The organism is Paraburkholderia silvatlantica, assembly GCF_003096715.1.
GTDB classification, from domain to species: domain Bacteria; phylum Pseudomonadota; class Gammaproteobacteria; order Burkholderiales; family Burkholderiaceae; genus Paraburkholderia; species Paraburkholderia silvatlantica.
This window is the reverse complement of record NZ_QEOL01000005.1, coordinates 154,249-180,762: the sequence shown is the minus strand read 5'-3', so window position 1 is coordinate 180,762 and position 26,514 is coordinate 154,249. Positions and strand designations below refer to the sequence as shown.

General features: G+C 64.0%; 26 protein-coding genes. 9 read left to right on the top strand and 17 right to left on the bottom strand.

The annotated features are described in order from the left end of the window. Positions 1-40: 40 nt before the first annotated feature. Positions 41-1,045, bottom strand: coding sequence for a low-specificity L-threonine aldolase (gene ltaE, locus C7411_RS08985; protein ID WP_110383464.1), 1,005 nt, complete (start codon positions 1,043-1,045; stop codon positions 41-43). Between the two features lie 151 nt (positions 1,046-1,196). Continuing rightward, positions 1,197-1,931 (bottom strand): peptidoglycan DD-metalloendopeptidase family protein, encoded by a 735-nt coding sequence (locus C7411_RS08980; protein WP_110383625.1) that lies wholly within the window; start codon positions 1,929-1,931, stop codon positions 1,197-1,199. 292 nt (positions 1,932-2,223) lie between these two features. Between C7411_RS08980 and C7411_RS08975 the strand changes: the two genes are divergently transcribed. Then, positions 2,224-2,544, top strand: coding sequence for a hypothetical protein (locus C7411_RS08975; RefSeq protein ID WP_110383463.1), 321 nt, complete (start codon positions 2,224-2,226; stop codon positions 2,542-2,544). Positions 2,545-2,674: 130 nt separating this feature from the next. Further along, a complete protein-coding gene (locus C7411_RS08970) occupies positions 2,675-3,487 on the top strand; it encodes a DUF2968 domain-containing protein (protein ID WP_110383462.1) in 813 nt (270 codons plus the stop codon). A gap of 76 nt (positions 3,488-3,563) precedes the next feature. Here C7411_RS08970 and C7411_RS08965 read toward each other — a convergent pair whose 3' ends face one another. From C7411_RS08965 to C7411_RS08925, 9 genes are all read right to left on the bottom strand, one after another. Further along, the gene (locus C7411_RS08965; protein ID WP_110383461.1) at positions 3,564-5,291 is read right to left on the bottom strand and encodes an IlvD/Edd family dehydratase; all 1,728 of its coding nucleotides are present in this window, start codon (positions 5,289-5,291) and stop codon (positions 3,564-3,566) included. A 433-nt stretch (positions 5,292-5,724) separates the two neighbouring features. Further along, a complete protein-coding gene (locus C7411_RS08960) occupies positions 5,725-6,051 on the bottom strand; it encodes a DUF4148 domain-containing protein (protein WP_110383460.1) in 327 nt (108 codons plus the stop codon). Positions 6,052-6,260: 209 nt separating this feature from the next. Beyond that, the gene (gene gndA / locus C7411_RS08955) at positions 6,261-7,670 is read right to left on the bottom strand and encodes an NADP-dependent phosphogluconate dehydrogenase (RefSeq protein WP_110383459.1); all 1,410 of its coding nucleotides are present in this window, start codon (positions 7,668-7,670) and stop codon (positions 6,261-6,263) included. 120 nt (positions 7,671-7,790) lie between these two features. After that, positions 7,791-8,405, bottom strand: coding sequence for a DUF938 domain-containing protein (locus C7411_RS08950; protein ID WP_110383458.1), 615 nt, complete (start codon positions 8,403-8,405; stop codon positions 7,791-7,793). Between the two features lie 46 nt (positions 8,406-8,451). Beyond that, a complete protein-coding gene (locus tag C7411_RS08945) occupies positions 8,452-9,069 on the bottom strand; it encodes a pyridoxamine 5'-phosphate oxidase family protein (protein ID WP_110383457.1) in 618 nt (205 codons plus the stop codon). A 29-nt stretch (positions 9,070-9,098) separates the two neighbouring features. Further along, entirely contained in the window at positions 9,099-9,965 is an 867-nt protein-coding gene (locus C7411_RS08940) for an NAD-dependent protein deacetylase (protein ID WP_110383456.1), read from the bottom strand. 21 nt (positions 9,966-9,986) lie between these two features. Further along, on the bottom strand, positions 9,987-10,247 hold the full coding sequence (locus C7411_RS08935; protein WP_110383455.1) for an oxidoreductase-like domain-containing protein: 261 nt from the start codon (positions 10,245-10,247) through the stop codon (positions 9,987-9,989). 98 nt (positions 10,248-10,345) lie between these two features. Beyond that, positions 10,346-11,110, bottom strand: coding sequence for an SDR family oxidoreductase (locus C7411_RS08930; RefSeq protein ID WP_110383454.1), 765 nt, complete (start codon positions 11,108-11,110; stop codon positions 10,346-10,348). A 27-nt stretch (positions 11,111-11,137) separates the two neighbouring features. Beyond that, positions 11,138-12,079: a transporter substrate-binding domain-containing protein gene (locus C7411_RS08925; RefSeq protein ID WP_110383453.1), complete on the bottom strand. Its 942-nt coding sequence runs from the start codon at positions 12,077-12,079 to the stop codon at positions 11,138-11,140. Between the two features lie 545 nt (positions 12,080-12,624). On the opposite strand from C7411_RS08925, the gene C7411_RS38885 reads away from it, so the two are divergent. The 4 genes from C7411_RS38885 (at position 12,625) to C7411_RS08905 (ending at position 15,228) form a co-directional block, all read left to right on the top strand. Further along, a complete protein-coding gene (locus C7411_RS38885) occupies positions 12,625-13,170 on the top strand; it encodes a PAAR domain-containing protein (protein ID WP_165822768.1) in 546 nt (181 codons plus the stop codon). Beyond that, the gene (locus tag C7411_RS08915; RefSeq protein WP_110383624.1) at positions 13,167-13,781 is read left to right on the top strand and encodes a hypothetical protein; all 615 of its coding nucleotides are present in this window, start codon (positions 13,167-13,169) and stop codon (positions 13,779-13,781) included. Before C7411_RS38885 ends, C7411_RS08915 begins: the two co-directional genes overlap by 4 nt. Beyond that, on the top strand, positions 13,778-14,473 hold the full coding sequence (locus C7411_RS08910; protein WP_110383451.1) for a hypothetical protein: 696 nt from the start codon (positions 13,778-13,780) through the stop codon (positions 14,471-14,473). Before C7411_RS08915 ends, C7411_RS08910 begins: the two co-directional genes overlap by 4 nt. A 71-nt stretch (positions 14,474-14,544) precedes the next feature. After that, positions 14,545-15,228 carry a hypothetical protein gene (locus tag C7411_RS08905; RefSeq protein WP_133253626.1) on the top strand — a complete coding sequence of 228 codons (684 nt, stop codon included), beginning with the start codon at positions 14,545-14,547 and terminating at the stop codon, positions 15,226-15,228. 175 nt (positions 15,229-15,403) lie between these two features. Here C7411_RS08905 and C7411_RS08900 read toward each other — a convergent pair whose 3' ends face one another. After that, complete coding sequence (locus C7411_RS08900) at positions 15,404-16,813, bottom strand: DUF2252 domain-containing protein (RefSeq protein WP_110383449.1); 1,410 nt, start codon at positions 16,811-16,813, stop codon at positions 15,404-15,406. A gap of 336 nt (positions 16,814-17,149) precedes the next feature. Here C7411_RS08900 and C7411_RS08895 point away from each other — a divergent pair, with 336 nt between their 5' ends. Both C7411_RS08895 and C7411_RS08890 read left to right on the top strand, forming a co-directional pair. Then, entirely contained in the window at positions 17,150-17,770 is a 621-nt protein-coding gene (locus C7411_RS08895; RefSeq protein WP_110383448.1) for a LysE family translocator, read from the top strand. A 192-nt stretch (positions 17,771-17,962) separates the two neighbouring features. Next, complete coding sequence (locus tag C7411_RS08890) at positions 17,963-18,940, top strand: 2-dehydropantoate 2-reductase (protein ID WP_110383447.1); 978 nt, start codon at positions 17,963-17,965, stop codon at positions 18,938-18,940. Between the two features lie 123 nt (positions 18,941-19,063). On the opposite strand, the gene C7411_RS08885 is transcribed toward C7411_RS08890, so the two are convergent. Next, positions 19,064-20,185 (bottom strand): LysR family transcriptional regulator, encoded by a 1,122-nt coding sequence (locus C7411_RS08885; protein WP_110383623.1) that lies wholly within the window; start codon positions 20,183-20,185, stop codon positions 19,064-19,066. 22 nt (positions 20,186-20,207) lie between these two features. Then, positions 20,208-21,563 (bottom strand): oxalate/formate MFS antiporter, encoded by a 1,356-nt coding sequence (gene oxlT / locus C7411_RS08880; protein ID WP_110383446.1) that lies wholly within the window; start codon positions 21,561-21,563, stop codon positions 20,208-20,210. A 372-nt stretch (positions 21,564-21,935) separates the two neighbouring features. On the opposite strand from oxlT, the gene C7411_RS08875 reads away from it, so the two are divergent. After that, positions 21,936-22,880 (top strand): LysR family transcriptional regulator, encoded by a 945-nt coding sequence (locus C7411_RS08875; RefSeq protein WP_110383445.1) that lies wholly within the window; start codon positions 21,936-21,938, stop codon positions 22,878-22,880. 146 nt (positions 22,881-23,026) lie between these two features. On the opposite strand, the gene C7411_RS08870 is transcribed toward C7411_RS08875, so the two are convergent. From C7411_RS08870 to frc, 3 genes are read right to left on the bottom strand one after another with little or no spacing between them, the layout of a single operon-like run. Next, the gene (locus C7411_RS08870; protein ID WP_110383444.1) at positions 23,027-24,001 is read right to left on the bottom strand and encodes a hypothetical protein; all 975 of its coding nucleotides are present in this window, start codon (positions 23,999-24,001) and stop codon (positions 23,027-23,029) included. A gap of 51 nt (positions 24,002-24,052) precedes the next feature. After that, the gene (locus C7411_RS08865; protein ID WP_110383443.1) at positions 24,053-24,865 is read right to left on the bottom strand and encodes a fumarylacetoacetate hydrolase family protein; all 813 of its coding nucleotides are present in this window, start codon (positions 24,863-24,865) and stop codon (positions 24,053-24,055) included. A 15-nt stretch (positions 24,866-24,880) separates the two neighbouring features. Beyond that, positions 24,881-26,128 carry a formyl-CoA transferase gene (gene frc / locus C7411_RS08860; protein ID WP_110383442.1) on the bottom strand — a complete coding sequence of 416 codons (1,248 nt, stop codon included), beginning with the start codon at positions 26,126-26,128 and terminating at the stop codon, positions 24,881-24,883. Between the last annotated feature and the right edge of the window lie 386 nt (positions 26,129-26,514).

The window sequence follows — 26,514 nt, the reverse complement described above, 5'->3', positions numbered from 1 at the left end:
CGCACGCGAAAAGCGCGCCTTCGCCTGCCCGTCTACCGGCTTATCGCGCGAAGTAGCCCTTCACCGCCGCCACGAACGTGTCGATATCGGCGGCTGTCACGTCGAGGTGCGTGACGAAGCGCGACGCATACAGCATCTGCGTGAGGATGCCGCGCTCCTTGAGATACGCTTCCAGCGGCGCGCAATGTTCCTGCGGGAACTGCACGAACACCATGTTCGTGGCCTGCGACATCACCTTCACCTGATCGATCTGCGCGAGACCGGCGGCGAGACGCGCGGCGTTCGCATGGTCGTCGGCGAGACGCGCGACGTTGTAATCGAGCGCGTAAAGGCACGCGGCCGCGAGCACGCCCGACTGGCGCATGCCGCCGCCCAGCACCTTGCGCCAGCGATGCGCAGCGTCGATGAGCGTGCGGCTGCCCACCAGCACCGATCCCACCGGCGTACCCAAGCCCTTCGAAAAGCAGATCGACACCGAGTCGAAGCCCGCCGTGAGCGCCTCGAGCGGCTGGCCCGAGGCGACCGCCGCGTTGTACACGCGTGCACCGTCGAGATGCGTGGCGAGCCCGCGCTCATGCGCGAGCTGCGTGGCCTTTGCGACGTAGTCTGCCGGCAGGACCTTGCCGCCGATCGTGTTTTCAAGCGCGAGCAGACGCGTGCGCGCGAAGTGGTCGTCGAACGGCTTGATCGCCGCGGCGATGCGCTCGAGCGGGATCGAGCCGTCTTCGGCATTGTCGAGCGGCTGCGGCTGGATGCTGCCGAGCACGGCCGCGCCGCCGCCCTCGTACTTATAGGTGTGGGCCGCCTGGCCGACGATGTACTCGTCGCCGCGCGCGCAATGCGCCATCAGCGCGGCGAGGTTGCTCTGCGTGCCGCTCGGGAAGAAGAGTCCCGCCTCCTTGCCCGCCTCCTGCGCCACGCGCGCCTGCAGGCGCAGCACGGTCGGGTCGTCGCCCCATACGTCGTCGCCGGTTTCGGCGCGGGTCATGGCGGCGAGCATGGCTTCGCTCGGGCGGGTGACGGTGTCGCTGCGCAGGTCGATCATTGCGATGAATTCCTCGTGGTTGAAGCACGCGCGGGACGCGCGGGCACGCGCCTCGTCGGCGCGCCGCGCGGCGTGAGAATCATCGAGTGTATTTTCAAACGGCGGCCCAGCGCAATGCCGGGGCCGGGCGCAGAGCGCGCTTTCGCAGCGACTAGTGCGCGAGCAGCGGCAGCGGATCGACGGGCTTGCCGTCGCTGCGGACTTCGAACTGGACGCCGCCGGAGCCCATTTCCGCGATCGGCTGGCCTTGAGAGACGGCGTCGTCTTCCTTCACGAGCAGCTTGCCGTTGCGGCCATAAGCCGTCACGACCTGGTCGTTGTGCTTGATGATCACGAGCGGCCCATAGGCCTCGATACCCGTGCCCGCGTAGACCACGCGGCCCGCGGCGGCGGCCTTGACCTCCTCGCCGGGCGTGCCGCCGATCACGATGCCGGTGGACTTGCCAGGCACGAAACGCTGCAGGATAGGCCCGCGCGCGGGCCATGCGAGCGCGATGCTGGGCGCAACGGGGGCCGGCATGGCTACGCCTGCGGCGGCGGGCGCGCCTCCGGGCATCTGCGCCTGCGGCGCAGCCGGTGCGTAAGCCGGTGCGTAGTTGGGCGGGGGCGCTACGCGCAGCACCTGCCCTGGCAGGATCTGGGCGTTGGCGGAAGGCAGCTGGTTCCAGCTCGCGATGTCCTGGGGACGCTGGCCGAAGGCCCCGGCCACGCGCGAGAGCGTGTCGCCCGGATTGACGCGGTAGTAGCCCGCGGGCACGCCGCTCGTGGACATGGGGGGCGCGCTTTGGGATTCCCAGGGCGTGAAGGTGCTGCTACAGGCACTGCAGACGAGCGTGAGGGCGGCCAGCGCCGCATACGCACCCGGGTTTCGCCGTTGTCGATTCATCTTGCTGTTCCTCGCTTGGTCCTCGCGTATGACGAAAAAAATACGCATGTGGAGTGCGCGGCGGGCCGCAGGCGTTCGCTTGCGCGCCACCTTCCGCGCGAGTTGAGCCGAAGCTAGGCCGGTAATGGCGAACGTCCCCCATTATATCGTTCGTGCTCCTGCCGCCTTTTTTCGCCGGCCTGCTCGCCCGGCCTGCGTTTGCGCGGGTCAACGCCTATACTGGTTCACGCGTCATCCGATAATCAGATGAAAGGCCTCTCGCTGCAGTCCCATGGCCCTGAGGGATCCGGGAATGAACAAAGCCACCTTTCTTTCGCTGCAGCTCAACGTCGAAGATGTCACGTCGTCGCCGGGCCTTGTCGAATTGTTGAACAACCATCTCATCTTTGCGGCCGACGTGGCCGAAGCCGCCGACGAACTGGTGCAGCACGCCAGCATCGCACGGCTTTCCGGCACCACCCAGGCATGCGTGGAAATTCCCGCCGTAGTCATCGAGCGCTTGCGCGACGCACTCGACACGCTGAGCGGCTACGACGAAACCTGGCTTCTCGCGCTCGAGCCCGGCCGTGCGCTCTTCGACGACATTGCACGCCTGCCTCGTCTGCTTCACTAGTACGCGAATCCGGAGCGGACGGCGCCCTACCCGCATCGCCCGCCCCATTTGCCTGCGCGCCGGCGCCTGTGTGCCACGCTGCCGCGCGCGGAGCGCCTTGTTTTTGGCGCGCCAAACTGGGGGAACCGCCGTGAAATCCATTCTGAACCGCCGCAACGCCGCGCTCTCCGGCGCGCCATCACGCATCCTTGCCGTGGCCCATGATGCCGCCACGCAGCGCGCCGCCGCCAGCGTTGCCGCCAGCCGCATCCCGCAATCCGCGCCCGAGGCAACCGTTGCGCCGCCCGAGACTCCCGGCGAGGTCGAGTCGCGCGCCGAGCCGGCCGCGGGCGCCGCCGTGCCGCCCGAAGGCGCTGGCGGGCCTCGGCCGGTCTCCACGCTCCATCCGGTGCCGGTCATGCCTGCGCACCTGAACGGCCGCCCGGTGCAGATCGCCGACGGCGCCGCGTTCGAAGCGCTCCACGCCGCCGACGAGTTGATGACCTTTCGCGTCTATCGCTGCTTCGCGTATACGGTCAGCCTCTTCTTCCATCCGCCCACGCTCGGCTACTTCGTCGCGCTCCATCATGAAAGCGTACTGTGGCGCGCGCTGAAAGCCAACGACCTCGATGCGGCCGGCTCGGCATTTCACCTGATGCAGGAGCAAGCCACGCGCCTCGCCGACGGCGAAACCCGCCGCGTCCAGCTCGTCGCGCAAAACGCGGAACTCACGCGGCAGATCGAGGAGTCGGAGGCCCAGGCCGAACGCCTGCGCGTCGATCTGCAGCGCCATGCGGAACAGGAACAGACGGTGACGGGCCGGCAGCATCAGGTGCGCAAGGAGGTGGCGCAGCTGGAGGCGCAGCGCATTGCCGCGCAGGCCCAGTTGAACAAGGCGCACCGGGCGCTGCATCAGCTCAAGGTCGCGACGAGCGAGGGCGTGCCCCATCTGCATGCGCGCTGATCCGGCGAGCGGACCCAGTTGCCGCGCGAATCGCCGGCGGCATTGGCAGGCGCGCTCATCGCGTGCTCCGGCACGCTCAGTGGGAGTCGCGCGGCACGGCCGCACCGCTCGCGCCGACGAGAAAGTCCAGGTCGGCGCCCTTGTCGGCCTGCAGCACGTGTTCGACGTAAAGCCGGTAATAGCCGCGCTCGGGCAGCTCGGGCGCCTGCCACCCGGCCTTGCGGCGTGCGAGTTCCGCGTCGGAGACTTCCAGATGCAGGCGCCGCGCCGCGACGTCCAGCTCGATCATGTCGCCCGTGCGCACGAGCGCGAGCGGACCGCCCGCCGCCGCTTCGGGCGACACGTGCAGCACGACCGCGCCATACGCCGTGCCGCTCATGCGGCCGTCCGAAATGCGCACCATGTCCGTAATGCCCTTTTGCAGCACCTTCTTCGGCAGCGGCATGTTGCCGACTTCGGCGAAGCCCGGATAGCCCTTCGGCCCGGCGCCCTTGAGGACCATGATGCAATGCTCGTCGATATCGAGCGATGCGTCGTCGACCTTCGCGTGCAGTTCCTCGACGTTTTCGAACACCACCGCGCGGCCGCGATGGCGCAACAGCGCCGGCGTGGCGGCCGAAGGCTTGATGACCGCGCCGTCGGGCGCGAGGTTGCCCTTGAGCACGGCGATGCCGGCCTTGGGCTTGAACGGCTGCGCAAACGAGGTAATGACTTCGGCGTTATAGTTCGGCGCGTCGGCCACGTTTTCCCAGAGGGTTTTACCGTTGACCGTCAACGCGTCCCGATGCAGCAGCCCTTGCTCGCCCAGTTGCCGCAGCACCGCGGGCAGGCCGCCCGCGTAATAGAAATCCTCCATCAGATAACGGCCGGAAGGCTGCAGATTCACGAGGCAAGGAACATCGGAGCCGAGCTCCCAGTCGTCGAGCGAAAGCGGCACGCCAATGCGCCGCGCGAGGGCGATCAGGTGGACGACGGCGTTGGTCGAGCCGCCGATAGCCGCATTGGTGCGGATCGCGTTTTCGAACGCCGCGCGCGTGAGGATCTTCGACATCGTGAGGTCCTCGCGCACCATCTCGACGATGCGCCGCCCGGCGAGTTGCGCGAGCACCTGGCGGCGCGCATCGACAGCGGGAATGGCCGCGTTGTGCGGCAGCCCCATGCCCAGCGATTCGACCATCGAGGCCATCGTGGAAGCCGTGCCCATGGTCATGCAGTGGCCGCGCGAGCGGTTCATGCACGACTCCGCCTCGACGAATTCGGCCTGCGGCATCGTCCCCGCGCGCACTTCCTCCGACATTTGCCACACGCCCGTGCCCGAGCCGATCTCATGGCCCCGGAAGCGCCCGTTGAGCATCGGGCCGCCCGAGACGGCGAGCGCGGGCAAGTTGCACGACGCAGCGCCCATCAGCAAGGCAGGCGTGGTCTTGTCGCAACCGACGAGCAGAATCGTGCCGTCGACCGGATTGCCGCGAATCGACTCCTCGACGTCCATCGAGGCGAGGTTGCGAAACAGCATCGCGGTGGGCCGCAGGTTCGATTCGCCGAGCGACATGACGGGAAATTCGAGCGGCAGACCGCCGGCTTCGTACACGCCTTTTTTCACGTACTGCGCGAGTTCGCGAAAATGCGCGTTGCACGGCGTGAGTTCCGACCACGTATTGCAGATGCCGATGACGGGGCGGCCGTCGAACGCATCGTGAGGGATACCCTGGTTCTTCATCCACGAGCGGTGAATGAAGCCGTCCTTGTCGGCTTTGCCGAACCAGGCCTGGCTGCGCAAGGGCTTGCGGGTGGAGCGGATCATGGCGGGGCGTCTCCTGTCGCAGGGCAACTGTCAGGGAAACTGCGCCCGATCATAGGAGTGACGTTCGAACCCGTCAATGTTTGATATGGCGTCCCTGGATACGGACCGTACGCGCCACAAAAAGTACGGGCCGGTAGAAAACCGGCCCGCGCTGGACTGCCTATTGCAACAACGTACTGTCTACTGCGTACTGCAACTGCACGGCTGCACCTCTCACTGCGCCAGCCAACTTCAACTACCTTCTGCTCTCTGCCTACTGCAACTTCCTGAATGCAACAACTCAACTGCCTACTGCAACTTCCTGCGTGCAACAACTCAACTGCGTACTGCAACTTCTACTGCAACTCGCTACTCACTTCTGCTGCAACAGCGACAACTCACTACAGGGGGTAGCTTGCCGGAACCGCCTGGAGCGGTTCCGTTCGGTCAGGGCTTAGTGGCCGAAGTAAATGCGCTGGTTCGGTGCCACTTGCGCCGGTTGCACCGCCGCGCCCGACTGCGACGTGCCGGCTGCCGGTGCGCCGTAGCCGCTGGTGTCGCCGGCGGCGAGCTTTTCCTGGGTCACGCGCGCCTCGGCGGCTTGCAGGTTTTCCGGGTAGTTCACATGGTCAGCCGCCGGGTTGTAGCCAGCGTGCTCGAGTTGAACCAGTTCCGCGCGCACTTGAGCGCGGGTCAGGCCTTGCTCGCTCGACTGGGCAAACGAGATTGCCGGGATGGCGAGAGCGGCTGCAACCACAACTGCGGGGATAAGCTTGTTCATGATCGGACCTCCATCTGTTTTATGTCCGCTTCGGAACACCGTGTTCGTCAGCGATTGATTACAGTGTAGGCGTCCGGTCGTGCTAGGGAAAACCCTTATTCATCAAAACACCGTTGCGATTTCGGTAATAAAAAAAGGTGAGTCCAGCGGACTCACCTTACGATTCCAACAAAGACCGCAACGACAATGCGGCCTTTCGTCTTGCGACCTTACGACCAGTCGGCGTGGAAGCTGCCCGGCTTGTCGATGCGCTCGAACGTGTGCGCACCGAAGAAGTCGCGCTGCGCCTGCACGAGGTTGGCGGGCACGCGCTCCGAGCGGTAGCCGTCGAAGTACGCAACGGCCGACGAGAATGCCGGCACCGGCACGCCCGCGCTCACCGCCTGGATCACCACGTCGCGCAGCGCCGCCTGATAGTTGGCCGCGATGTCGCGGAAATAGGGATCGAGCAGCAGGTTGTCGAGTTGCGGGTCCTTTGCGTAAGCGTCCGTGATCTTCTGCAGGAAGCGCGCGCGGATGATGCAGCCCGCGCGGAAGATCCTGGCGATCGTGCCGTATTGCAGGTCCCACTTGTATTCGTCGGAAGCCATGCGCAGTTGCGCGAAGCCTTGCGCGTACGAAATCACCTTCGAGAAGTACAGGGCGCGGCGCACCGACTCGATGAACGCCTTGCGGTCGCCCGAGAACGGCTTCGCGTCGGGGCCCGAAAGCACCTTGCTCGCGGCCACGCGCTGCGTCTTGAGCGACGAAAGCACGCGCGCGAACACGGCTTCGGTGATGAGCGGCAGCGGCGCGCCCAGATCCAGCGCGTTCTGGCTCGTCCACTTGCCGGTGCCCTTTTGTGCGGCGCGGTCGAGAATCACGTCGACGAGATCCTTGCCCGTCGCCTCGTCCTTCTTGCCGAAGATCTTCGAGGTAATCTCGATCAGGTAGCTGTCGAGCTCGCCTTCGTTCCACTCGGTGTAGACCTTGCCCAGTTCCTCGTTCGAGAGGCCGAGCACCTGCTTGAGCACCGCGTAGCTTTCGGCGATCAGCTGCATGTCGCCATACTCGATGCCGTTGTGCACCATCTTCACGAAATGGCCCGCGCCGTCCGGACCCATGTAGGCCACGCACGGCTCGCCGTCCGGCGCCTTCGCGGCAATCTCCGTCAGGATCGGCGCAACCAGATCGTAAGCATCGCGCTGGCCGCCCGGCATGATCGACGGGCCCTTGAGCGCGCCTTCCTCGCCGCCCGACACGCCCGTGCCGATGAAGTGCAGGCCCGACTTCGCGAGCTCCTGGTTGCGGCGGATAGTATCGGTGAAGTGCGTGTTGCCGCCGTCGATCAGGATGTCGCCCTTTTCCAGCAGCGGCTTGAGCGCGGCGATGGTGTCGTCGGTGGGCGCGCCGGCCTTCACCATCATCAGGATACGGCGCGGCTTTTCGAGCGAATCCACGAACTCTTCGAGCGTGTACGCCGGCACGAGCTTGCGATCCGGATACTCGGCGATCAGCTCGTCGGTCCGGGCGCGGCTGCGATTGAACACCGAGACCGCGTGGCCGCGGCTTTCGATGTTGAGCGCGAGATTGCTACCCATCACGGCCAGACCCACAACGCCGATTGGCTGTTTGCTCATGTTGTTTCTCCACTTCATTCATAGACGGCGCCGCAACGGGGCGCCAACCGTGCAAGCATAAGGGAAACGTAGCGGCGCTGCGCGAACGCGCGCATGCGCCCCGGACGTTTGCCGACCTGCTTACTGTTTCCGGAACACCAGGCTGAAATTGTTCGCGGGCATCGGCACGCGCGCTTCGCACTCGAAGCCTTGCGCCTGCGCCAGCGCCTCCACTTCCTCCATGTCGCGCACGCCCCAGGACGGGTCGCGCGCACGCAGATCGGCGTCGAAGGCCTCGTTGCCCGGCGCCGTGTGTGCGCCTTCGCGCCGGTACGGCCCGTAAAGAACGAGCGCTCCGCCCGCAGCAACGCGCGCGCCCGCGCCTTTCATGAGCGCCTGCGCCGCTTCCCACGGCGCGATGTGAATCATGTTGATGCAGACGATGGCGTCCACCGCGTCGACCGGCCAAGGCTCGCGGCGCACGTCGAGATCGAGCGGCGCACGCAGGTTGGCGAGACCCGAATGCTCGCGCCAGGCGTCGATCGAGGCGCGGGCGCGCGCGTCCTGGTCGCTCGGCTGCCACACGAGGTCGGGAAACGCGGCCGCGAAGCGGACGGCATGCTGGCCCGTGCCGCTCGCGATCTCGAGCACCGTGCCCCGCGCGGGCAGCGCGCCGCGCAGGACCTCGAGGATCGGCGCGGCGTTGCGCTCGGCGGCGGGCGCGCACAGGCGTTGGGCGGCTTGCGGTTCGTTCATCGTTTTGCGGTCTTTCGGCTCAAGTCGGCGTTCAGTCGGCGTTCACTCAGTACAGCGAGTTCTTGATGCGCTCGGCGAGACCGGCCTCGTAAGTCTCGGCGTCGAACGTCTCGCCATATTGCTCCTTGTTCACGCGGCGCAGCATCTCGCCCGCGCTCGGCAGGTGCGAGCGTTCGACGTGGCGCGACGGGTCCCACAACTTCGAGCGCACGACGGCTTTGGAGCAGTGGAAGTACGCGCTTTCCACGTCGATCACGAGCACCGAGCGCGGCGGCTTGCCATCCACGGCGAAGCTCGCGAGAAGCGCGGGGTCGGTGCTCACGCGGCCACGCCCGTTCACGCGCAGCATCTCGCCCACGCCGGGCACCATGAACAGCAGCCCCACCTGCGACGCGGCGATCACGTTGCGCAGGCTGTCCACGCGATTGTTGCCGGGACGGTCGGGCAACGCGAGCGTGTGCTCGTCCAGAATGCGCACGAAGCCGGGTGCGTCGCCGCGCGGCGAGCAGTCGAGGCCTTCCGGGCCACCCGTGGCGAGCACGACGAACGGCGAGCTTTCGATGAAGCGCCGGTAATCCGCGTTGACGTGATCGATTTCCTTGCGCAACGCGCGTTCGTGCGGCGTGCCGTAGTGCGCTTCGAGGTCGGCTAGCGTAGTCAGCATGTCGTCGGTTCCGTAGGGTCGTGGGAATGTCAGGGCACGAGGCGCGCCCCCAGCGCGTCGAGCACGGCGGCGCAGGGGGCTTCGAGCTTGAGTGCGAGGAGCGGGTCGGCCCGCGTCTTGCCCATGTTGATCGCGGCCACGGGTTTGCCGCGCTGCTGCGCCCACGCGCAGAAGCGGTAGCCCGAGTAGACCATGAGCGAGGAGCCGACCACGAGCACGGCGTCGGCCTCGTCGAGCGCATTCGAGGCGCTCGCCACGCGCTCGCGCGGCACATTCTCGCCGAAGAACACCACCGACGGCTTGAGCATGCCGCCACACGCCGCGCATGCGGGCACGTGGAAGGCGTTGGCGCCGTCGAAGTCGAGATGGGCATCGCCGTCGGCGGCGGGTTCCGCGCTCGCGCCCACGATGGCCGGGTTGCGCGCCTCGAGTTCCGGCTGGATCGAGGCGCGCGAATACTGCGCGCCGCAGTCGAGGCAATGCACGTGCGCGATGCTGCCGTGCAGCTCGATCACGTCGCGGCTGCCCGCGCGCTGATGCAGGCCGTCCACGTTCTGCGTGACGAGCGTGCGCGCGTAGCCCGCCGCACCGAGACGCGCGAGCGCGCGGTGCGCGCCGTTTGGCTGCGCGAGACCCACCGTGGGCCAGCCGATCAGGCTTCGCGCCCAGTAACGGCGCCGCATGCTCTCGGAGCCGAGGAATTCCTGCAGCGTGATGGGCGGCGAGCGCTTCCAGGCGCCGTTCTCGTCGCGGTAGCCCGGAATGCCCGAATCCGTGCTGATACCCGCGCCCGTCAGCACGAACAGGCGCGGATGGCGCTCGACGAACGCCTGCAGCGCGTCGAGGGCGGCGGCGTCGAAGGCGGGAGCGTTGGAAACGAGGATGGATTCGGTCATGGCGGCAGGGAGCGATTCAGTTCAGCGCGGCGGCTTGCTGTGCGGCGGCGCGGCCGATGGCGAAGCCGGTTTTGCGGCCCGCTTGCGCGGGCCTTTCGCCTGCGCCTGCCGTTCGGCTTCGCGCGCTTCCCACGCGGCCAGCGCGGCGCGGTACCGGCCGAACTCCTCGTCGTACAGATCGAAGATGCAGGGGTCGCAGCCGCTATGGCAGCAGTCGTCGTTATCGGGGCATACGGGCGGCTCGGGACGGGGATCATCGTCCGGACGCGGGGGCAAAGACATGGGCGCTCGGGCGTAGTGGGGTGGTTCAGGGTGGTTCAGCGTCCAGTATACGGGACGCGGCGGCCGTGCGTGCGGCAGCGGCCGCCCGGCCTGCGCGCTCAGCCGCGCCCCACGAACGGCATCTTCGTCGCCATGATCGTCATGAACTGGATGTTCGCTTCGAGCGGCAGTTGCGCCATATGCAGGAGCGCGTCGGCCACGAGTTCCACGTCCATCAGCGGTTCGACGGCGATCTCGCCGTTCGCCTGGGGCACGCCGCGCGCCATGCGCTCGGCCATCTCGGTCGCCGCGTTGCCGATGTCGATCTGCCCGCACGCAATGTCGTAGCGCCGGCCATCGAGCGAAACGGTTTTCGTCAGGCCAGTTATCGCGTGCTTGGTGGCCGTGTAGGCGGCGCTGAACGGCCGCGGCGCATGGGCCGAAATCGAGCCGTTGTTGATGATGCGCCCGCCTCGCGGCGTCTGCCGCTTCATGAGCCCGAACGCCGCGCGCGTGCACAGGAATACGCCGGTGAGGTTCGTATCGACCACGGCGCGCCAGTCGTCCACCGAAAGCTCGTCGATGTCGACGGCCGGCGCGTTGCGACCCGCGTTGTTGAAGAGCAGATCGAGCCGGCCATAGCGTGTGCGAATCGTCTCGAAGAGCGCTTCGACGGCTGCCGCGTCGGTCACGTCGCAAGGCGCCGCCAGTGCCTCTTCGCCGCGCGCGCGGGCCTCGCTGGCGAGCGCTTCGAGCGGCGCGGCCCGCCGGCCCGTCAGCACGACGGCAAAGCCGTTGGCCAGCAGCCTTTGCGCGCACGCGCGGCCAATGCCGCTGCCCGCGCCCGTCACCAGTGCGATCTTGCGTTGTCCCTTATCACTCATCGTTGCCTCTTTCTTTCGGTTGAACCTTCAATCGAGCGGCTGGTCGTTGGGATTCGCGAACAGCGCCTTCATCGGTTCCGACACCGGATAGTCGAGGTTCACGCCCGCGGGCGGAATGGGCGACTCGAACCAGCGCCGGTAAAGCGCGAGCGCCTCGCCCGAGCGCTCCATCTTCGCGATGGTGTCGTCGGCAATGCGCTTGAAGGCGGTGTCGCCGCGCCGGAATATGCAGCCGTACACTTCCGACCTGACCGGGGTGCCGACGATCGCGAAAACGTGCGCGTCGTTCAGGTTACGCGCGCTTTGCGCGACGGGCGCGCCCGGCGTTTCGCCCGCCATGTAACCGGTCGCGAGCGAGGCGTGCAGCAGCGGCTCGTCCATCACGAAGGCAATGGCGCGTCCCGAGCGCACGGCTTCGACGGAATCGCCGTGAGTCTTCGCGACGACGATGCGCATGTTCATCGCGCGCTCCATGTTCCAGCGGCGCAGCAGGCGCTCTTCCGACGTGCCGGCGGTCGTGACCACCGTACGGCCCGCGAGATCGCCGAAGTCCTTGACCGGCGATCCGCGCTTCACGAGCATGCGCACGCCGTACTCGAAGATGCTGTTGGAAAACGCCACGTCGTTCTCGCGCTCGCGCGTGTGCGTCGTGGTGCTGCATTCGAGATCGACCGTGCCGTTCTGCACGAGCGTGATACGGTTCTGCGGCGTGACGACGAGTTCGCGTACGCGCAGCCCGGGGAGCTTGAGCGCCTCGCGCACGTTATCCACGATGCGCTGGGCGATCTCGTACGAGTAGCCCGTTGCGTGCTCGCCGCCGGCCATATAAGAAAACGGCACGGTGGCCTCGCGCACGCCGATGACAATGGTCCCGGTGTCGCGAATCTTGCGCAGCGTGGGGCTTTCCAGTTCATCGGCATGCGCCGCGCCTGCAAACGCACAGACGCACGCGAGCGCAACGCAGCGCATGTGGCCGCACGCCCTTCTGGCGATACCCAGCGGCTTTGATTCGCGCTTCAACCGTATCTCCCATGGATCTCTCGTTCGTTCGCATGGAGCGCGCGCATAGCAGCGCTCCCCCTCTGCGCGCGATTGTACCGGCAGCCCGTGCCGGCTCGCGTTATGCGGTCTTTGCTCCCGTGTCCGGGCGTTTATGCCGTGCATGTTGTGGCGATGCAGCCGCACAGCAGCCCGGCCGCATTGGAAATGCAAGCCGGTGCGCATGATCGCGTGAAAGACTTCGATATCAGAATTTCCATATAGAGCGCGATTTGATGAATATCAAATCAAATACACACGGCCACCCGTAACAAATAGCGCTGCCTTTGTACGCACCTTTTTTCAGAGCAGTCCGATATCTCGCTCCGCGCCAGGGCTTGAACATCTCAGACGAGCGCGCGTGTTCGCCCGCTCAGTTCGCCGGTCAAGTTACCGGCCGGTCGTTTTCGCCTACTTCCTGGGGGAGGCAGCATGGATATATCGGAAAAACTCAAGCGTATTTTGGGAGGATTCGTGTGAGGCGTGCCATTTTGAAACTAGGCGACAAGACCACTGCCGGGGGCACGGTACTGGAGGGCGTCGATAGGTGCACACACCACGGCACACCGATAACTTTCATAGGCGCACAGATATGGTGCCCCGCCTGCAATTCAACGGGAGTAATCGGCTGGAAGGGGCCACACCGGCCTGCGACCATGATGGGCAAACAGCAAGCACTGGACGGCGATATTTGTCTTTGTAAATGCGACCCGCCGCCTGTGTGTCTCGCATCACAGGATAGCGCGTGGCATGTGTTCGAATCGCACGAACTGTCGGAATCTGGAAACAGTTCGCCCAATCTGCGAGCACCAAGCGCCGCAACCTATGAACTCGAACAGTACTTCGAAATAGTGGACGCGAAGACGGGTGCCCCGGTCGATGGAATGACTTACAGGTTACTAAGCGACGGTGCATCGCTAGCAGACAATGAGTCACTTTACTTCGGGAAAACAATTGCAGTCTCGAAGAGTGACTTTCCAGGCCTTACGTTCATTGCATGGCGAAGGGGGGACGTTCGGTGAGCAGAGCGATTGAGAAAGACGTCCGCCTCCTCGCGGCTATCGCTTACGGCGAAGCATCTACGGCAAACGATTCGGATGAAATTGGCGGTATCGCATTTGCTGTAGCAAACAGATGTCGCGCGTGGGACAACAAGACGGTATCCGAACTACGCATAGCAGATCCAAACTATGCCTACGCATGGGACGGTTCAAACGCCCGGTTTAACAAGCTTATCAAAACGTCTGATGCAGATTTGAAGCTGGAGGCGGCGATGATGCTGGCGGTTGACTGGGCAGAGAAAGCTCTGGCCAATAGTGGGCCAGACCCTTCGAATGGAGGGTTCTGGTGGGACGGGTTAGATTTCAAAACACGTTATGCCAAGCACCCTAAGGTCCGAGACGGCTTTAAGTGGGGAGATGCTTCACATAACCTATTCGGCGTGCCAGAGAATCGCCGGGAATTTGTTGTTCGCTGGAAAGTGAAAAACAAGAAGACTGGTCAAGTTGTCGATGGTTCCGAGCGAGGCCGTTACGATTCAGTATGGGTTTCTACAGCAGCACACGGAAGCACCATCTTCTGGAATCACAATCCGGACTACATACATGCAACGGGAGGCAAGGCGTACCGATGAAGACGTTCGCGATGCTTGTGGCAATGTTCTTCGCCGCACTTACAAATGTGTATGCCACCGATATTTACGATGACTATGACGCGTTCTACGCTACCCAGCCTGGCGCACTGTTCAATGCCCCTTTAAAACACGAAGAAGGGAAAATCTATTCCAATGATGGCGAGAACGATATCTATTCAAATTTTCAGGAGATTATAGGCGGAAAAACGATAGATATTCTAATTTCATCGAATCAAATAACCGTCAATAAAAAAACATATAAATTTTCTCAAGCAACGGCATTTCCCGGCTTGCGAACTGTGGACATATATCCTGGCGCTGCTCGCGTGTTCGTTTCCGAGAGGAAGAGCAACCATCCACAGCTTCTCTGCCTGGAGGGAAACGGCAGCGGATCAGGTGAGGCTGATAGATATCAACAGATATATCTTTTGATGGCTCCATTAACTCGCAAGCCTGCATTTCTTCATTTACCTGCATTACTCTCCTCATGCAAGGCTGTACTGGCCATGACTGACGGTAGAATTGCCTTCCCAAATAATACTTATCTTTGGAACGAAGCGAAAGATGCACGCGTAGGATTGCTTGTTGCGTACTATGCTTTTGATCACGCACGATTTAATCCAATTAACAAGGAAATAAGACTTCACTTTTTAACCCCCGAGAATCCGTTTGAATTCTCAAAATTAAATTAACATCAGTCCTGCTTCGTCGAGGAAATTCGACCGCGCAAGCACGCGACAAAATTACATATCTGGTTAAGAACATGAAAACAAAAACGCAATACATCGCCCCAATGTCCCTGTGGCTTGTCGTGCGAAAACGCTACAACGAAAGGGGGTTATTCATTGAACCGGCTTGGGTCGGGGTCGGCGACGGAAAACACGACGGGCCGGCTATCTTCACGTCGCGCATTCTCGCAGGAATATACGCGCATATGCGCAACAAGTACTACGCGTCGGATGATTCGAACAATTGGGGAATAATTTCGTTGCAGAAATTTGACTTGCTCCAACACGTTCGAGCGTGCAACGGCAAGCTATTCTGCATGATGACGTTTGGCTTTTCGTTTGAAGACGCGCATTCGATCATCGTTAAAACGGGGGCACCACGTATTCGGTATGTTCCACTGCCATTTGAGCCGCCTGCAGATACAGACGAAATTACGTTTCTATTCAATCAATGGGCATTTGATTTCATCCGCAACGAATTAAGATCAATCGGCTTGCCAAAGTATGAGGAAGAACTGGAAGCCATTGACGAACTGAGTGACGATGAATTCGAGGCAACGTTAAAGCTGGCAATTTCACGCGTCAACGTTTGCCGCGAGCCTACGGAGCGCGATAAGTCTCTATGGGGCGTATATAGCCCGAGTCATGAGGCGTGGATATCCGGCGACGAAATACCTTGCACAAGTCCGGACGAACACTCGGCGCGCATGATGCACTAAGGCTCACGCCATGACCCCGTTTCGGCGGGGCTTTCCCTTCCTTGTGTCGCGCGGCATATGGAGCAAACAAAGCAACCGATACCGAGTGGCAAACGTGAACCGGACACCCCGGTGCGAAGCGGCTCGACATATCGCCCTTTCAAGATGTGCTGTCCCTCTCTATGCACGCTGCGACTCACACGCGGAAATCCGCCGCCATGTCCTCGTCGCTGCGCGCGACGATCGCGCCGCTGCGTGCGGCCTTGAGGAACACGTCGTAATCGCGCTCCACCTGGTCGGCATAGCTGAACGCGTAGCTCGTGAGCGCCTCTGCGAACTGGTCGCTGCGGCCAATGTACGAAGCAATTTCGATGGCGGCGCTGCCCGACTTCGCATGCGCGCGTGCGAGCGCCCAGCCGCATAGACGTGCATAGCCGCAGAGCAGCGTGCTGTCGAGCAACTGCAGATCGACTGAGAGCTTCATGTCGCGCAACTGGCGCACATAGAAATGGCGCCCCGCGGGCCCCGTGGTCCAGCCAAGGAAGATGTCGCTCGCTGCCTGCAAAAGCCGCTGGCCGTGCACGACGCGCGCGCCTTCGTGCTTGATCGAATGCGACTTGAAGTACTGCGAAACGACCGAGCGACGTGCCTCTTTCACCTGCAGGAAGAGCGGCTTCTCGTGATGATCGACGAGCAGCATCACGAGGCAGCGCGTGCCCACGCTGCCTACACCCACCACCTTGAACACCAGGTCCTGAATCGTGAAGTGATCGAGCAGTTCTCGACGGTCGGGTGCGAGTGTCTTCGCGTAGTCCTCGTACATGGGCTCGATCAACGTGCGCCAGTCGCCAAGCGTAAACCAGTCGTCTTCGGGTTCGAACAGCGTGTTGACGCCGTGCACATGAAAGAGCGCGGGCGGGGCGTCATGAATCGTCCAGTGGTCGCCATCGCGCTGCGCGAGCTTTTCGAGCAGGTTCTCGTGCGTACGATTCGCGGCCTTCTCCATGCCGCGCCGGATCAGGCGGCGGCCTTCGGGCGTGAGCGCGGTTTCGACCATGCGGTCGAAGGTGATTTTGTCGTACCAGAGATCGAGCGCGCCGTACTCCGCGTATTGACGCAGGCGGTCGCGATAGCTGGTCACAGCCGTCATCACCAGTTCCTCGGCCACGCCGCGCGAGTAGCGCATGTGCCGCGCCGCCACGACGAAGCTCGCCACGAGGCGCTTCACATCCCACTCCCACGGGCCCGGCGCGACTTCGTCGAAATCGTTGAGATCGAACACGAGCTGACGCTCGGGCGTGGCGAAGGCGCCGAAGTTCAGCAGATGCGCATCGCCGCAAATCTCCATCGTCATGCCGGTGTTGGGCACACCCGCGAGGTCGTGCGCCTGAAGGATCGCGCTGCCGCGAAAGAACGTGAACGGCGAGACGATCATGCGCCCGTAGCGCAGCTGCACGAGGTTCGGCACGCGCCCTTCGCTGCTCGAGCGCAGCAGGGCGAGCGGATCGCGCTTGATGGTGCCGGTTTCCTTGTGGCTCGAACGTTTCGAGCGCTCGCGCGCGGCACGCCCGGCCGCCTCGCGTTCAGCAACGGTGCTCCCATTCATGACCTTCTCCGGTTCTTGTACGGTCTCTCGCCATCCTGGCAAACGGGGAAATGCGGGGGATATTCGTCCTGCATGGGCGGCGGATTTTCGCCTGTGAATGCCTGCCAATTTAAGCGTGGGGCCCCTTTCGTGCAAGCAACGTGGCCGGCACCGGCGCCTCGCCGGGCGCCGCGTTTGAACTGGCCGCCCTCGTGTGCGTACTGTTCGTCAACGTGCTGCCCGCTTTCTCATGCTGCCGGTTTTCTATTGAGCGGCAAGGCTCAGCGCGCCGACCGCGCTAGAATGGCGAGATTCACGGCGCGCCGCGCACGGCGCTAACGTTCTTCGAGCGCCATCATGTCCCTCACCGCCTGGCTCTTCTTTCTGCCCGCCTGCTTCGCGCTGAACATGGCGCCGGGGCCGAACAATCTGCTCTCCATCAACGTGGCCGCGCGGCACGGTTTCCTGCGTGCGTTCCTCGGCGGCACGGGCCGGCTCGTTTCGTTCGCCGCCATGATCGCGCTCGCGGCCACAGGTCTTGCCGTGGTGCTGCGCGCTTCCGAGGCGGTCTTCTTCGTCATCAAGCTCGCGGGCGCCGCTTACCTCGTGTGGCTCGCTGTGCAGCTTTGGCGCAGCGACGCCAACCCTATCGGCGAGAACATGGATGGCGACGCCTCGCTCGCGCGCCTCGCGTGGCGCGAGTGCCTCGTGGCGGCGGGCAACCCCAAGGCGATTCTGGTTTTCACGGCCTTCCTGCCGCAATTCGTCGATGTCGCCAAGCCCATCGCGCCGCAGTTCGGCGTGCTCGGCGCGAGCTTTCTCGTGCTCGAATGCGCGGCCATCGCGCTCTACTCGCTCGCCGGCATGTACCTCGGCCGCTGGCTCACGCGCACTACGGTGCGCCGCTGGTTCAATCGCACATGCGGAGCATTTCTCGGCCTGATCGGCGTGAGTTTTCTGCTCGTGCGGCGCGCCTGACCAGCCTCGTCAGGCGCCCTTCGTCCATAAGCTTCTCTTGATGATTTTGGCGATAAACTTTAACTGTCGTTAATCGACAGCACCCCCTATGCTCAAACCATCGTCCGGGGTCGCGGCGAGCGGACGGCTTTTCCCTAACGCTCGCGAAACGCCCTGCGGACAAGCGGTTTTCAACGTCATTGGGGTTTCAACATGAAGATCTGCATCTTTGGAGCGGGCGCCATTGGAGGCATGATGGGCGTGCAACTCGCACGCGCAGGCGCCGATGTCAGCTTCGTTGCGCGCGGCCCGCATCTGGCCGCCATGCGCGAGAACGGCGCACGCCTGCTGATGGACGGCGAGGAGTACGTAGCGAAGGTGCGCTGCACGTCCGATCCGCGCGAACTGGGCGTGCAGGACGTCGTCATCATTACGCTCAAGGCGCATTCGGTGGCCGGCGTGATCGACGCGATGCAGCCGCTCCTCGGCAAGCACACGGCCATCGTCACGGGCACCAACGGCATTCCCTACTGGTACTTCTACCAGCATGGCGGCAAGTTCGCGGGCACGCGGCTCGAAAGCATCGACCCGGACGGCGCGCAATGGAACCGTCTCACGCCCGAGCGCGCGATTGGCTGCGTGCTCTATCCGGCGGCCGAAATCGACGCGCCTGGCGTGATCCGTCACGTGTACGGCAAGAAGTTTCCGATTGGCGAGCCTTCGGGCGAGCGCACGCCGCGCATTGTCCAGCTTCATGAAGCCATGCAGGCTGCCGGGTTCGATGCGCCGATCCGCGAGAACATCCGCGACGAAATCTGGCTCAAGCTGTGGGGCAATCTCTGCTTCAACCCGATCAGCGCACTCACGCACGCCACGCTCGACGTCATCACCAGCGACCCGGCCACACGCTCCGTGGCGCGCACGATGATGCTCGAAGGCAAGCGCATTGCCGAGCAGTTCGGCGTGAACTTCCGAGTGGATGTGGAGCGCCGCATCGACGGCGCGGGCGCGGTGGGCGCGCACAAGACCTCGATGCTCGTCGACCTCGAAACCGGCCGGCCAATGGAGATCGATCCGCTGATCACGGTCGTGCAGGAAATGGGCAGGCTGGTTGGCGAGCCGACGCCTGCCATCGACACCGTGCTCGCACTGGTCAAGCAGCGCGAGCGAATGGCGATGCAGCCGGCGTAACGTCAGTCATGGTGAAGGGGCGGCGCGTGCGCCGCTTTTTTTTTGCGCCGGTTCCGGTGCTGGAAAAAACAAACGGATCGCTTCGAGCGACCCGCGTTGTTTTGCAGAAGAAGGAAACGCGCGCTATTCGATGCGGGCGTGGGTGCGGGTTACCCGGAGCGGTGGCGGCGTATCTGCGCCGCGCAACGCGACACGCATCGGCGCTCCGCTCGAGCCACGCATCGGCGAGCCGTCGATGGACGTTTCCGGCAGCGCTTCGCTATCCGGCAATGAGACCTGTGCGTCAGAACCCTCCGCGACTGCCCCGTCTGCCATGAACTGCGACCACGCCGCCTGAGCACAAGGCCGCAGCGAACGATGGCGACGCCGCACGAGCATCGTCGTCACGTTGACGACGGGATGCAGCAAGCGCGTAACGAGCGGCCCCGCGGGCGCGGGCCAGTGACATGTTGCGTGCGCAACGTCGCCCGCGCGATGCGCATGCCCCCCGCGCGCGCCGTCCATGCACACCGGCAACACGCCGATGCCCATGCCAAGCTGCGCCATGCGCGCCACGCCCGCCACGTGCGCGAACTCCTGCAGCGGCCTCCCCTCAGGCCGCAGACCGTCCAGCGCCCGCATCACTGCGCCGCGGCAGCCCGCGTCACGATTGAGCGTAACGAGCGGTTCGCGCGCGAGATCGTCCCATCTCAGCGCCCCCTGTAGCGCAAGCGGATGGTGGGCGGGCAAGAGCGCGCAAAGCGGCGTGGCCGAGAGCGGCTGCACATCGAGATTGCCGCTCGCGAACGGCACGCTTTCCGCGATCACGCCGAAGTCGGCTTCGCCCTGCTCGACCGCCTGCAGCACGGACGCCTGCGGCAGATCCTGCAGTTGCAGCGTGAGCGCAGGAAACGCCGCTGCGCACCGCGCGAGCGCGGCGGGCACCCAGGTTGACGAAAGCGCCGGGTTGCTCGCCACGAGCACCACGCCGCTATGCGCCTGGTGCGCGTCGCGGCCCTCGTTGAGCGCCATCTCGATCTCGTCGAGCAAGCGGCCGATGCGCCGCTCGAAGCCGCTGCCCGCGAGCGTGAGCTCGACCTGGCGCGTGGTACGGTCGAACAGCTTGAGTTCGACCGCTTCTTCCAGTTCGCGCACGCAGCGGCTCACCGCCGACTGCGTAAGCCCGAACTCGCGCGCGGCGCGCGTGAAGCTGCGCGCCCGCGCCACCGCGACGAACACCTTGAGTTGCTGGAGCGATACGTTCATCGACATGGCGGGCCCGCGCGCCTCACTCGCCGCTTTGGTTGGACCAGGGCGACAACCCTGCGCCCGTATTCGTGGCAAGCGTCACGTTGGGCTCGTTGCTGGCTTCATTGCTGGCTTCGCTGCTCTGCTCGATCAGACGCTTGCGCATCGGTGCGAGGAAGAACTTGGCGCTCACGCCCGCCGCGATCGTGATGACCGCAGCCGCGATGAACACGGCGCTCCAGCCGCCCGTGGCGGACAGCACCGAGGCGACCGGCACGAGCAGCGCCGCCGTGCCTTTGGCGGTGTACAGCGTGCCGGCGTTCGATGCGGCGTACTTGCTGCCGAAGGTGTCCGCGCAGATGGCCGGGAAGATCGAGAAGATCTCGCCCCAGAACAGGAAGATGAGCGCGGCGAAGGTCATGAACGCATAGGGGTTCGTGCCGAACTGCATCATGCCGAGCAGCGCGAGCCCTTCGCCCACGAAGATCAGGAACATCGCGTTCTCACGGCCGATCTTGTCGGAGATGAAGCCGCACAACGGACGCGTAAAGCCGTTGCAGATGTTGTCGATCGAGAGCGTGAGCGTGAGGAGCGGCAGCGTCATGCCGAACACCGTCATCGGGATGCGGGCGAGGCCCCAGTCCTTGGCGATCGGCCCGATCTGCGCCGTTGCCATCAGGCCGCCGGCGGCCACCGCGACGAAGCAGATGTAGATCACCCAGAATACCGGCTGCTTGACCATCTGCCCCGGCGTATAGTCGACGCGCGAGACGAGACGGCGGCCAGCCGCGGCTACGGGGCGCGTCACGGGCTTCACGAGCAGGAGCGAGAGCACGAGAATCGACACGCCCTGAAGCACGCCGAAGAAGAAGAACGTGTGCTCGTAGCCGGAACGCGTGATCATGTTCGCAATCGGAATCACTGTCACGGCGGCGCCGGCGCCGAAGCCCGCAGCCGTGAGGCCCGCGGCGAGGCCGCGGCGGTCCGGGAACCACTTGAGCGCGTTACCCACGCAGGTGCCGTACACGCCGCCCGCGCCGATGCCCGCGATCACGGCCGACACGTAGAGCATCGGCAGCGTCGTGACGTAGGAGTTGATCACCCAGGCGAGGCCTGCGCAAACCGCGCCGCCCGCCACGACCGGACGCGGGCCGAACTTGTCGACGAGCCAGCCTTCCACCGGCACGAGCCAGGTTTCAGTCAAGATGAAAATCGAGAACGCCAGTTGAATCTCCGCCTGGCCCCAGTGGTGGCGCGAGTTCATCGGTGCGACGAACAGCGTCCATGCGTACTGCAGATTGGCAACGAGCGCCATGCATAGCATGCCCACCACCAATTGAAACCAGCGGTTCGTCCAGAACGGACCGCTCTCGCTCCTCTGACCGATTGCATTCATATCGCTTGTCTCCGCTATCTATTCATTGCAGCCTGCATGATTACGGGTCTGCATAAATTCAGACTTATGGTTTTAACTTTTCACTTCGCCGCACTGTGTCTTTTATTTGCCGGCTGAATCAAAAATCCGAATGACAATTCGTCAATCCTCGTTCACCCTGGCATGACCTTCGACCCCTGAAAACATCGTAAAACAAGGGCTTTTCTACGCGTTGTCCCTTATGAACCCGTATTTCCGAGCGTTAACCCGAACATAGCTTCGAGCGTGTTGCGCGGCATTCGGACTCCTTTCAACTTATGCTAGGGTGATTGCTGAATTACTCACAATTAAAGTTTGTTATTATGTGGATTCAGTATCCTTTATGGTTCGGCCATGACGATGCGAAACGCCACGCTGCGCCAGCTCAAGGTCTTCGAGACCGTGGCGCGCCATCTCAGTTTTTCGCGTGCTGCGGAGGAACTGCATCTCACCCAGCCGGCCGTTTCCACGCAGGTTCGGCAGCTCGAAGATCACGCAGGCCTGCCGCTCTTCGAGCAGCTCGGCAAGAAGATCTATCTCACGCCCGCGGGCACGGAGATGCTGCACTACAGCCGCGCGATCATGCAGCAGTTCCACGAAGTGGACGAGGCGATGAGCCAGCTAAAAGGCGTCTCGGGCGGCAAGCTCAACGTCGCCGTCATTAGCGCCGGCGATTACTTCTTCCCGCGTCTGCTGGCCGAATTCACGCGCCGCTACAAGGGCGTCGCTCTCAATCTCTCCGTGCACAACCGTGAGCAGCTGCTTCAGCAGCTCGCCACCAACCAGACCGATCTCGCCGTGATGGTTCGTCCGCCGCACGCGACCGACGCCATCAACGAGCCGTTTGCGCCCCACCCGTACGTGATCGTTGCGGCGCCCACGCATCCGCTCGCCAACAAGCGCGCCATCAAGCTCAGCACGCTCGCCAACGAGGCGTTCATCGTGCGCGAGCGCGGCTCGGACACGTGGAACTCGATGGAAGAAGGCTTCGCCGGGAAGATCACGAACCTGAAGATCGCCATGGAGATCCAGAGCACCGAGACGATCAAGCAGGCCGTCATCGCGGGCATGGGCATCGCCTTTCTTTCGGCGCACACCATCAGCCTCGAACTGCAGGTCGGTCACCTCACCGTGCTCGACGTCGAAGGCTTCCCGGTGATGCTCAACTGGTACGTCGTGCACCGGAAAAACAAGCGCCTGCCGCCCGTCGCGCTCGCGTTCAAGCGCTTCCTCATGGAGGAAGGCGCAGCGCTCATCGAGAACATTACGAAAGTGTCAGAAGCGAGTTTGCATAAGTAAGGTTTGATGGCTGCGCCAGAAATCATCAGGCACCACTAATCGTTCGCGTCATATTGCGCGTTCTGTTGTTATCCCTGGTCCCGCAAATGGTCTCGTGGCGCTGCCACCTTCGTCGGTGGTGGCGCGCATGACAGTTCGAGACGACGTCAATGCGGACCTTGCCGCTGACGCAGCGCGCCGCCCCGGCTGCGCCGCCGCCGTGGCAAGTCCTGCGACGCGTGATGACCCGCGCGCCCGCCGCCGCCGTGAGGCGTGTCGCCAGCGGCCAGCCAGGGGGGGGCGAACGCGCCGCTGCCGCAGGCCGCGACCAGCATTTCATCCGGCACACCCGCAAAACTTGCATTGAATGTCGTGCTGAAGGGCTCGCGTGGCGGTGACGCCTCGACGGCGCCCGCGCGTGCGAGCCGCGGTCGGCGGGCGCCGCACATGAGCCGCGCGCCCAGCGCCGCGCACAGCACGCTCGCCGCGACGAGCACGGAGATTTCGAAATCGGGCGAAGCACGGGCGCTCAGAAATCCATAGCCGAGCGCCGCGCCTAGCAGCAGCGCCATCGCATGCATGATGCGGTCGCCGCGGCCGAACGGCATGCGCCTGCGCACCGCGCGGCTCGCTTGCGCCCCGCGGCTGAACAGGCTCAGCGCGCCGCCGGTCAGCATGGCGCCGGTCGCCGCCGCGACGAACAGCGCCACACGTTCGCCAGGACTACGCTCGGGCTGCAATACGTAGCCAACGAACGCGCCGGTCAAGGCACACGCGCCCGAGACACCACCCAGCAGCGCCGCCGCCCGCGCACGCCGCGTGAGGTCGCGCCGGCCCGCAAGGCACAAGCCGCCCAGCACGCCGGCTTCGACCGCGACCGTCGCGTCGGGCGCATGTATCCAGCCCGCAGCGATCGCGCCGGGCGGCACGGTCAGTAGCAATGCGAACGAAATGGCGAAGGCGAGCCGATGCTTGTGCGGCGCACCAGCACGCCTCGCGCAACGCGTCGCAGTGCGAGATCGCGACGAACGCCACGCGCGCACCGGCGCGAGCGCCGACAATTGTGCAAATGCACAACCGAGCCACGCGAACAGCGCGCCGGCACCCAACCACGCCAGCTCGCGAGCCAGTTGCTCCAGCATCTCTCCTCCTCGCGCGGCATCGCTGCCGCGCGCGTCCCTGGTTTCAGGCCGTCAAGCCGCGCCCTCTACGGCAGCGAGCGACTCGATCTGCACCGACGCGGCGCCCAGCGCATTGCTCAAGGTACCGATCCCTTCGATGGTGACCTCGACCGTTGCGCCATCAACGATCGAACCTACGCCGAGCGAGGTGCCGCACGCGATCACGTCGCCCGGTTCGAGCGTCAGATCCTGCGAAATGAGGCTCACCTGCTGTGCCGGCGAAAACACCATGTCGTCGAGCGGATAATTCTGCCGCTCCACGCCGTCGAGTTTCGTGACGACGCGCGCACGCCGCCAGTCGAACCCGGAAACGATAGCCGGGCCCAGACAACAGAACGTATCGAAACCTTTGGCGCGGCACCATTGCGGGAAGTGCGGATTCTCGGCGATGAGGCCCGCGGCCGTGACGTCATTGACGATCGTGTAGCCGAAGATTGCCGACTCGGCTTCCTCGACGCTCGCATCGCGGCAGCGCTTGCCGACCACGATGCCGAGTTCGCCTTCGAAGACGATTTTTCCCGCATAGTGAGCAGGACGCCGAATCAATTCCGAAGAGCCGATCACGGAAGCCGCCGGCTTGATCAGAAAAAGCGGGTGCGACGGCACCGGCTTTTCGAGTTTCGCGGCGAGCGCGTGAAAATTGTTCCAGAGCGCAACCACCTTGCCGGGCGCACAGGGCGCAAGCGGCGTGAGCGCGCGCAGCGACAGCACCGCGCCGGTGGGCACCGGCTGATCGAGCCCTTCGTATTCGTGCAGGTAACCGTTCTCGACGCGGCCGAACACGATGCTGCCGTCGCTCGCCATCAAACGCATCCACGTTTCCATGTTTTCTCCCTGGTTTCAGACGGCGCCAGAAGCGCGCAGCGAGTGGATCTCGTCCATCGTGTAGCCGAATTCGGCGAGCACTTCATCGGTGTGTTCACCCAACATCGGCGAACGCGTGACTTCGGTCGGGCTGTCCGAGAGCTTGATCGGATTGCCCACCGTGAGGTACTTGCCGCGCACCGGGTGATCCACCTCGACGATCGTGCCGCTCGCGCGCAGCGATTCGTCGCTGGCGATCTCCTTCATCGAGAGAATCGGGCCGCACGGAATGTCGTAACGGTTGAGCACGGCCATCGCGTCGAACTTCGTGCGATGCATGGTCCAGTGCTCGATCTCGTCGAAGATCGCCTTCAGGCGCGGCAGGCGCGCATTCGGCGTGGCGTAGTCCGGGTCGTCGATCCACTCCTCGCGCCCGATCAGCTTGCAGATTCGGTCCCAGACGGGCGCCTGCGCGATGAAATAGATATAGGCGTTCGGATCGGTCTCCCAGCCCTTGCACTTGAGAATCCAGCCCGGCTGGCCGCCGCCCGACGCATTGCCGGCGCGCGGCACGGCCTCGCCGAAGCCGTCGTTGGGATACTGCGGATACTCCTTCATGACGCCGGTGCGCTCGAGCCGCTGCTGGTCGCGCAGCTTCACGCGGCACAGGTTGAGCACGCCGTCCTGCATGGCCGCGAGCACCTTCTGGCCGCGCCCCGTGTGCGTGCGCTGATAGAGCGCCGTGACGATGCCGAGCGCGAGATGCAGGCCCGTGCCGCTGTCGCCGATCTGCGCGCCGGAGACGACCGGCGGGCCGTCGTCGAAGCCCGTCGTGGACGCTGCGCCGCCCACGCACTGCGCGACGTTCTCGTAGACCTTGCAGTCCTCGTACGGGCCGGGGCCGAAGCCCTTCACCGAGGCGACGATCATGCGCGGGTTCAGCGTCTGGATACGTTCCCAGCTGAAACCCATGCGCTCGAGCGCGCCCGGCGCGAAGTTTTCGACCAGCACGTCGCAGTCGCGAATGAGCCGCTCCAGCACGCGCTTGCCTTGCGGGTTCTTCGTGTCGAGCGTGAGCGAACGCTTGTTGCCGTTGAGCATCGTGAAGTAGAGGCTGTCCGCGTCCGGCAGGTCGCGCAGCTGCTCCCGCGTGATGTCACCGGCGCCTGTGCGCTCTACCTTGATCACGTCCGCGCCGAACCAGGCGAGCAGTTGCGTGCAGGTGGGTCCCGACTGCACGTGCGTGAAATCGAGAATGCGCACGCCGTTCAATGCCTTGCCCATGTCATGTCTCCTTATCTAATCGTGGCCGGGCGAGTTTTCGAAAATCGGTGGGGTTGCGTGGGCAGAGGCGTTTCGCGCGGTGGCGCGTCATCTGCGTCCTTGAGCAATACGGTATGTGATATATCAGAACGAAGCAAGAGGGGAATTGCCTATCGGGAATGCCATTAGGATCTCGTCGAAGCCTTATCCAGCATGCTCTTGGCGCAAGTTCGACAATGTTGACGCGTCGCACACAAGGGAAAACCCCGAGCATTTAGCACATCTGATATGCCAGATTCCGTGTGAAGGATGGCCGTCAGTGCGCGATTTGGTCAGGGGTGCCAGGGGTTGATGCGCATAAAGTCGGCTGACGCGAGCCGGTCACTGGACCCGTCATGGATGGGCGC

What these genes read in the sequence shown, in the direction of transcription:
- ltaE (WP_110383464.1), bottom strand. Translation starts at nt 1,045, where the DNA reads ATGATCGACCTGCGCAGCGACACCGTCACCCGCCCGAGCGAAGCCATG.
- C7411_RS08980 (WP_110383625.1), bottom strand. Translation starts at nt 1,931, where the DNA reads ATGAATCGACAACGGCGAAACCCGGGTGCGTATGCGGCGCTGGCCGCC.
- C7411_RS08975 (WP_110383463.1), top strand. Translation starts at nt 2,224, where the DNA reads ATGAACAAAGCCACCTTTCTTTCGCTGCAGCTCAACGTCGAAGATGTC.
- C7411_RS08965 (WP_110383461.1), bottom strand. Translation starts at nt 5,291, where the DNA reads ATGATCCGCTCCACCCGCAAGCCCTTGCGCAGCCAGGCCTGGTTCGGC.
- C7411_RS08960 (WP_110383460.1), bottom strand. Translation starts at nt 6,051, where the DNA reads ATGAACAAGCTTATCCCCGCAGTTGTGGTTGCAGCCGCTCTCGCCATC.
- gndA (WP_110383459.1), bottom strand. Translation starts at nt 7,670, where the DNA reads ATGAGCAAACAGCCAATCGGCGTTGTGGGTCTGGCCGTGATGGGTAGC.
- C7411_RS08950 (WP_110383458.1), bottom strand. Translation starts at nt 8,405, where the DNA reads ATGAACGAACCGCAAGCCGCCCAACGCCTGTGCGCGCCCGCCGCCGAG.
- C7411_RS08945 (WP_110383457.1), bottom strand. Translation starts at nt 9,069, where the DNA reads ATGCTGACTACGCTAGCCGACCTCGAAGCGCACTACGGCACGCCGCAC.
- C7411_RS08940 (WP_110383456.1), bottom strand. Translation starts at nt 9,965, where the DNA reads ATGACCGAATCCATCCTCGTTTCCAACGCTCCCGCCTTCGACGCCGCC.
- C7411_RS08935 (WP_110383455.1), bottom strand. Translation starts at nt 10,247, where the DNA reads ATGTCTTTGCCCCCGCGTCCGGACGATGATCCCCGTCCCGAGCCGCCC.
- C7411_RS08930 (WP_110383454.1), bottom strand. Translation starts at nt 11,110, where the DNA reads ATGAGTGATAAGGGACAACGCAAGATCGCACTGGTGACGGGCGCGGGC.
- C7411_RS08925 (WP_110383453.1), bottom strand. Translation starts at nt 12,079, where the DNA reads ATGCGCTGCGTTGCGCTCGCGTGCGTCTGTGCGTTTGCAGGCGCGGCG.
- C7411_RS08910 (WP_110383451.1), top strand. Translation starts at nt 13,778, where the DNA reads ATGAAGACGTTCGCGATGCTTGTGGCAATGTTCTTCGCCGCACTTACA.
- C7411_RS08905 (WP_133253626.1), top strand. Translation starts at nt 14,545, where the DNA reads ATGAAAACAAAAACGCAATACATCGCCCCAATGTCCCTGTGGCTTGTC.
- C7411_RS08900 (WP_110383449.1), bottom strand. Translation starts at nt 16,813, where the DNA reads ATGAATGGGAGCACCGTTGCTGAACGCGAGGCGGCCGGGCGTGCCGCG.
- C7411_RS08895 (WP_110383448.1), top strand. Translation starts at nt 17,150, where the DNA reads ATGTCCCTCACCGCCTGGCTCTTCTTTCTGCCCGCCTGCTTCGCGCTG.
- C7411_RS08890 (WP_110383447.1), top strand. Translation starts at nt 17,963, where the DNA reads ATGAAGATCTGCATCTTTGGAGCGGGCGCCATTGGAGGCATGATGGGC.
- C7411_RS08885 (WP_110383623.1), bottom strand. Translation starts at nt 20,185, where the DNA reads ATGAACGTATCGCTCCAGCAACTCAAGGTGTTCGTCGCGGTGGCGCGG.
- oxlT (WP_110383446.1), bottom strand. Translation starts at nt 21,563, where the DNA reads ATGAATGCAATCGGTCAGAGGAGCGAGAGCGGTCCGTTCTGGACGAAC.
- C7411_RS08875 (WP_110383445.1), top strand. Translation starts at nt 21,936, where the DNA reads ATGACGATGCGAAACGCCACGCTGCGCCAGCTCAAGGTCTTCGAGACC.
- C7411_RS08870 (WP_110383444.1), bottom strand. Translation starts at nt 24,001, where the DNA reads ATGCTGGAGCAACTGGCTCGCGAGCTGGCGTGGTTGGGTGCCGGCGCG.
- C7411_RS08865 (WP_110383443.1), bottom strand. Translation starts at nt 24,865, where the DNA reads ATGGAAACGTGGATGCGTTTGATGGCGAGCGACGGCAGCATCGTGTTC.
- frc (WP_110383442.1), bottom strand. Translation starts at nt 26,128, where the DNA reads ATGGGCAAGGCATTGAACGGCGTGCGCATTCTCGATTTCACGCACGTG.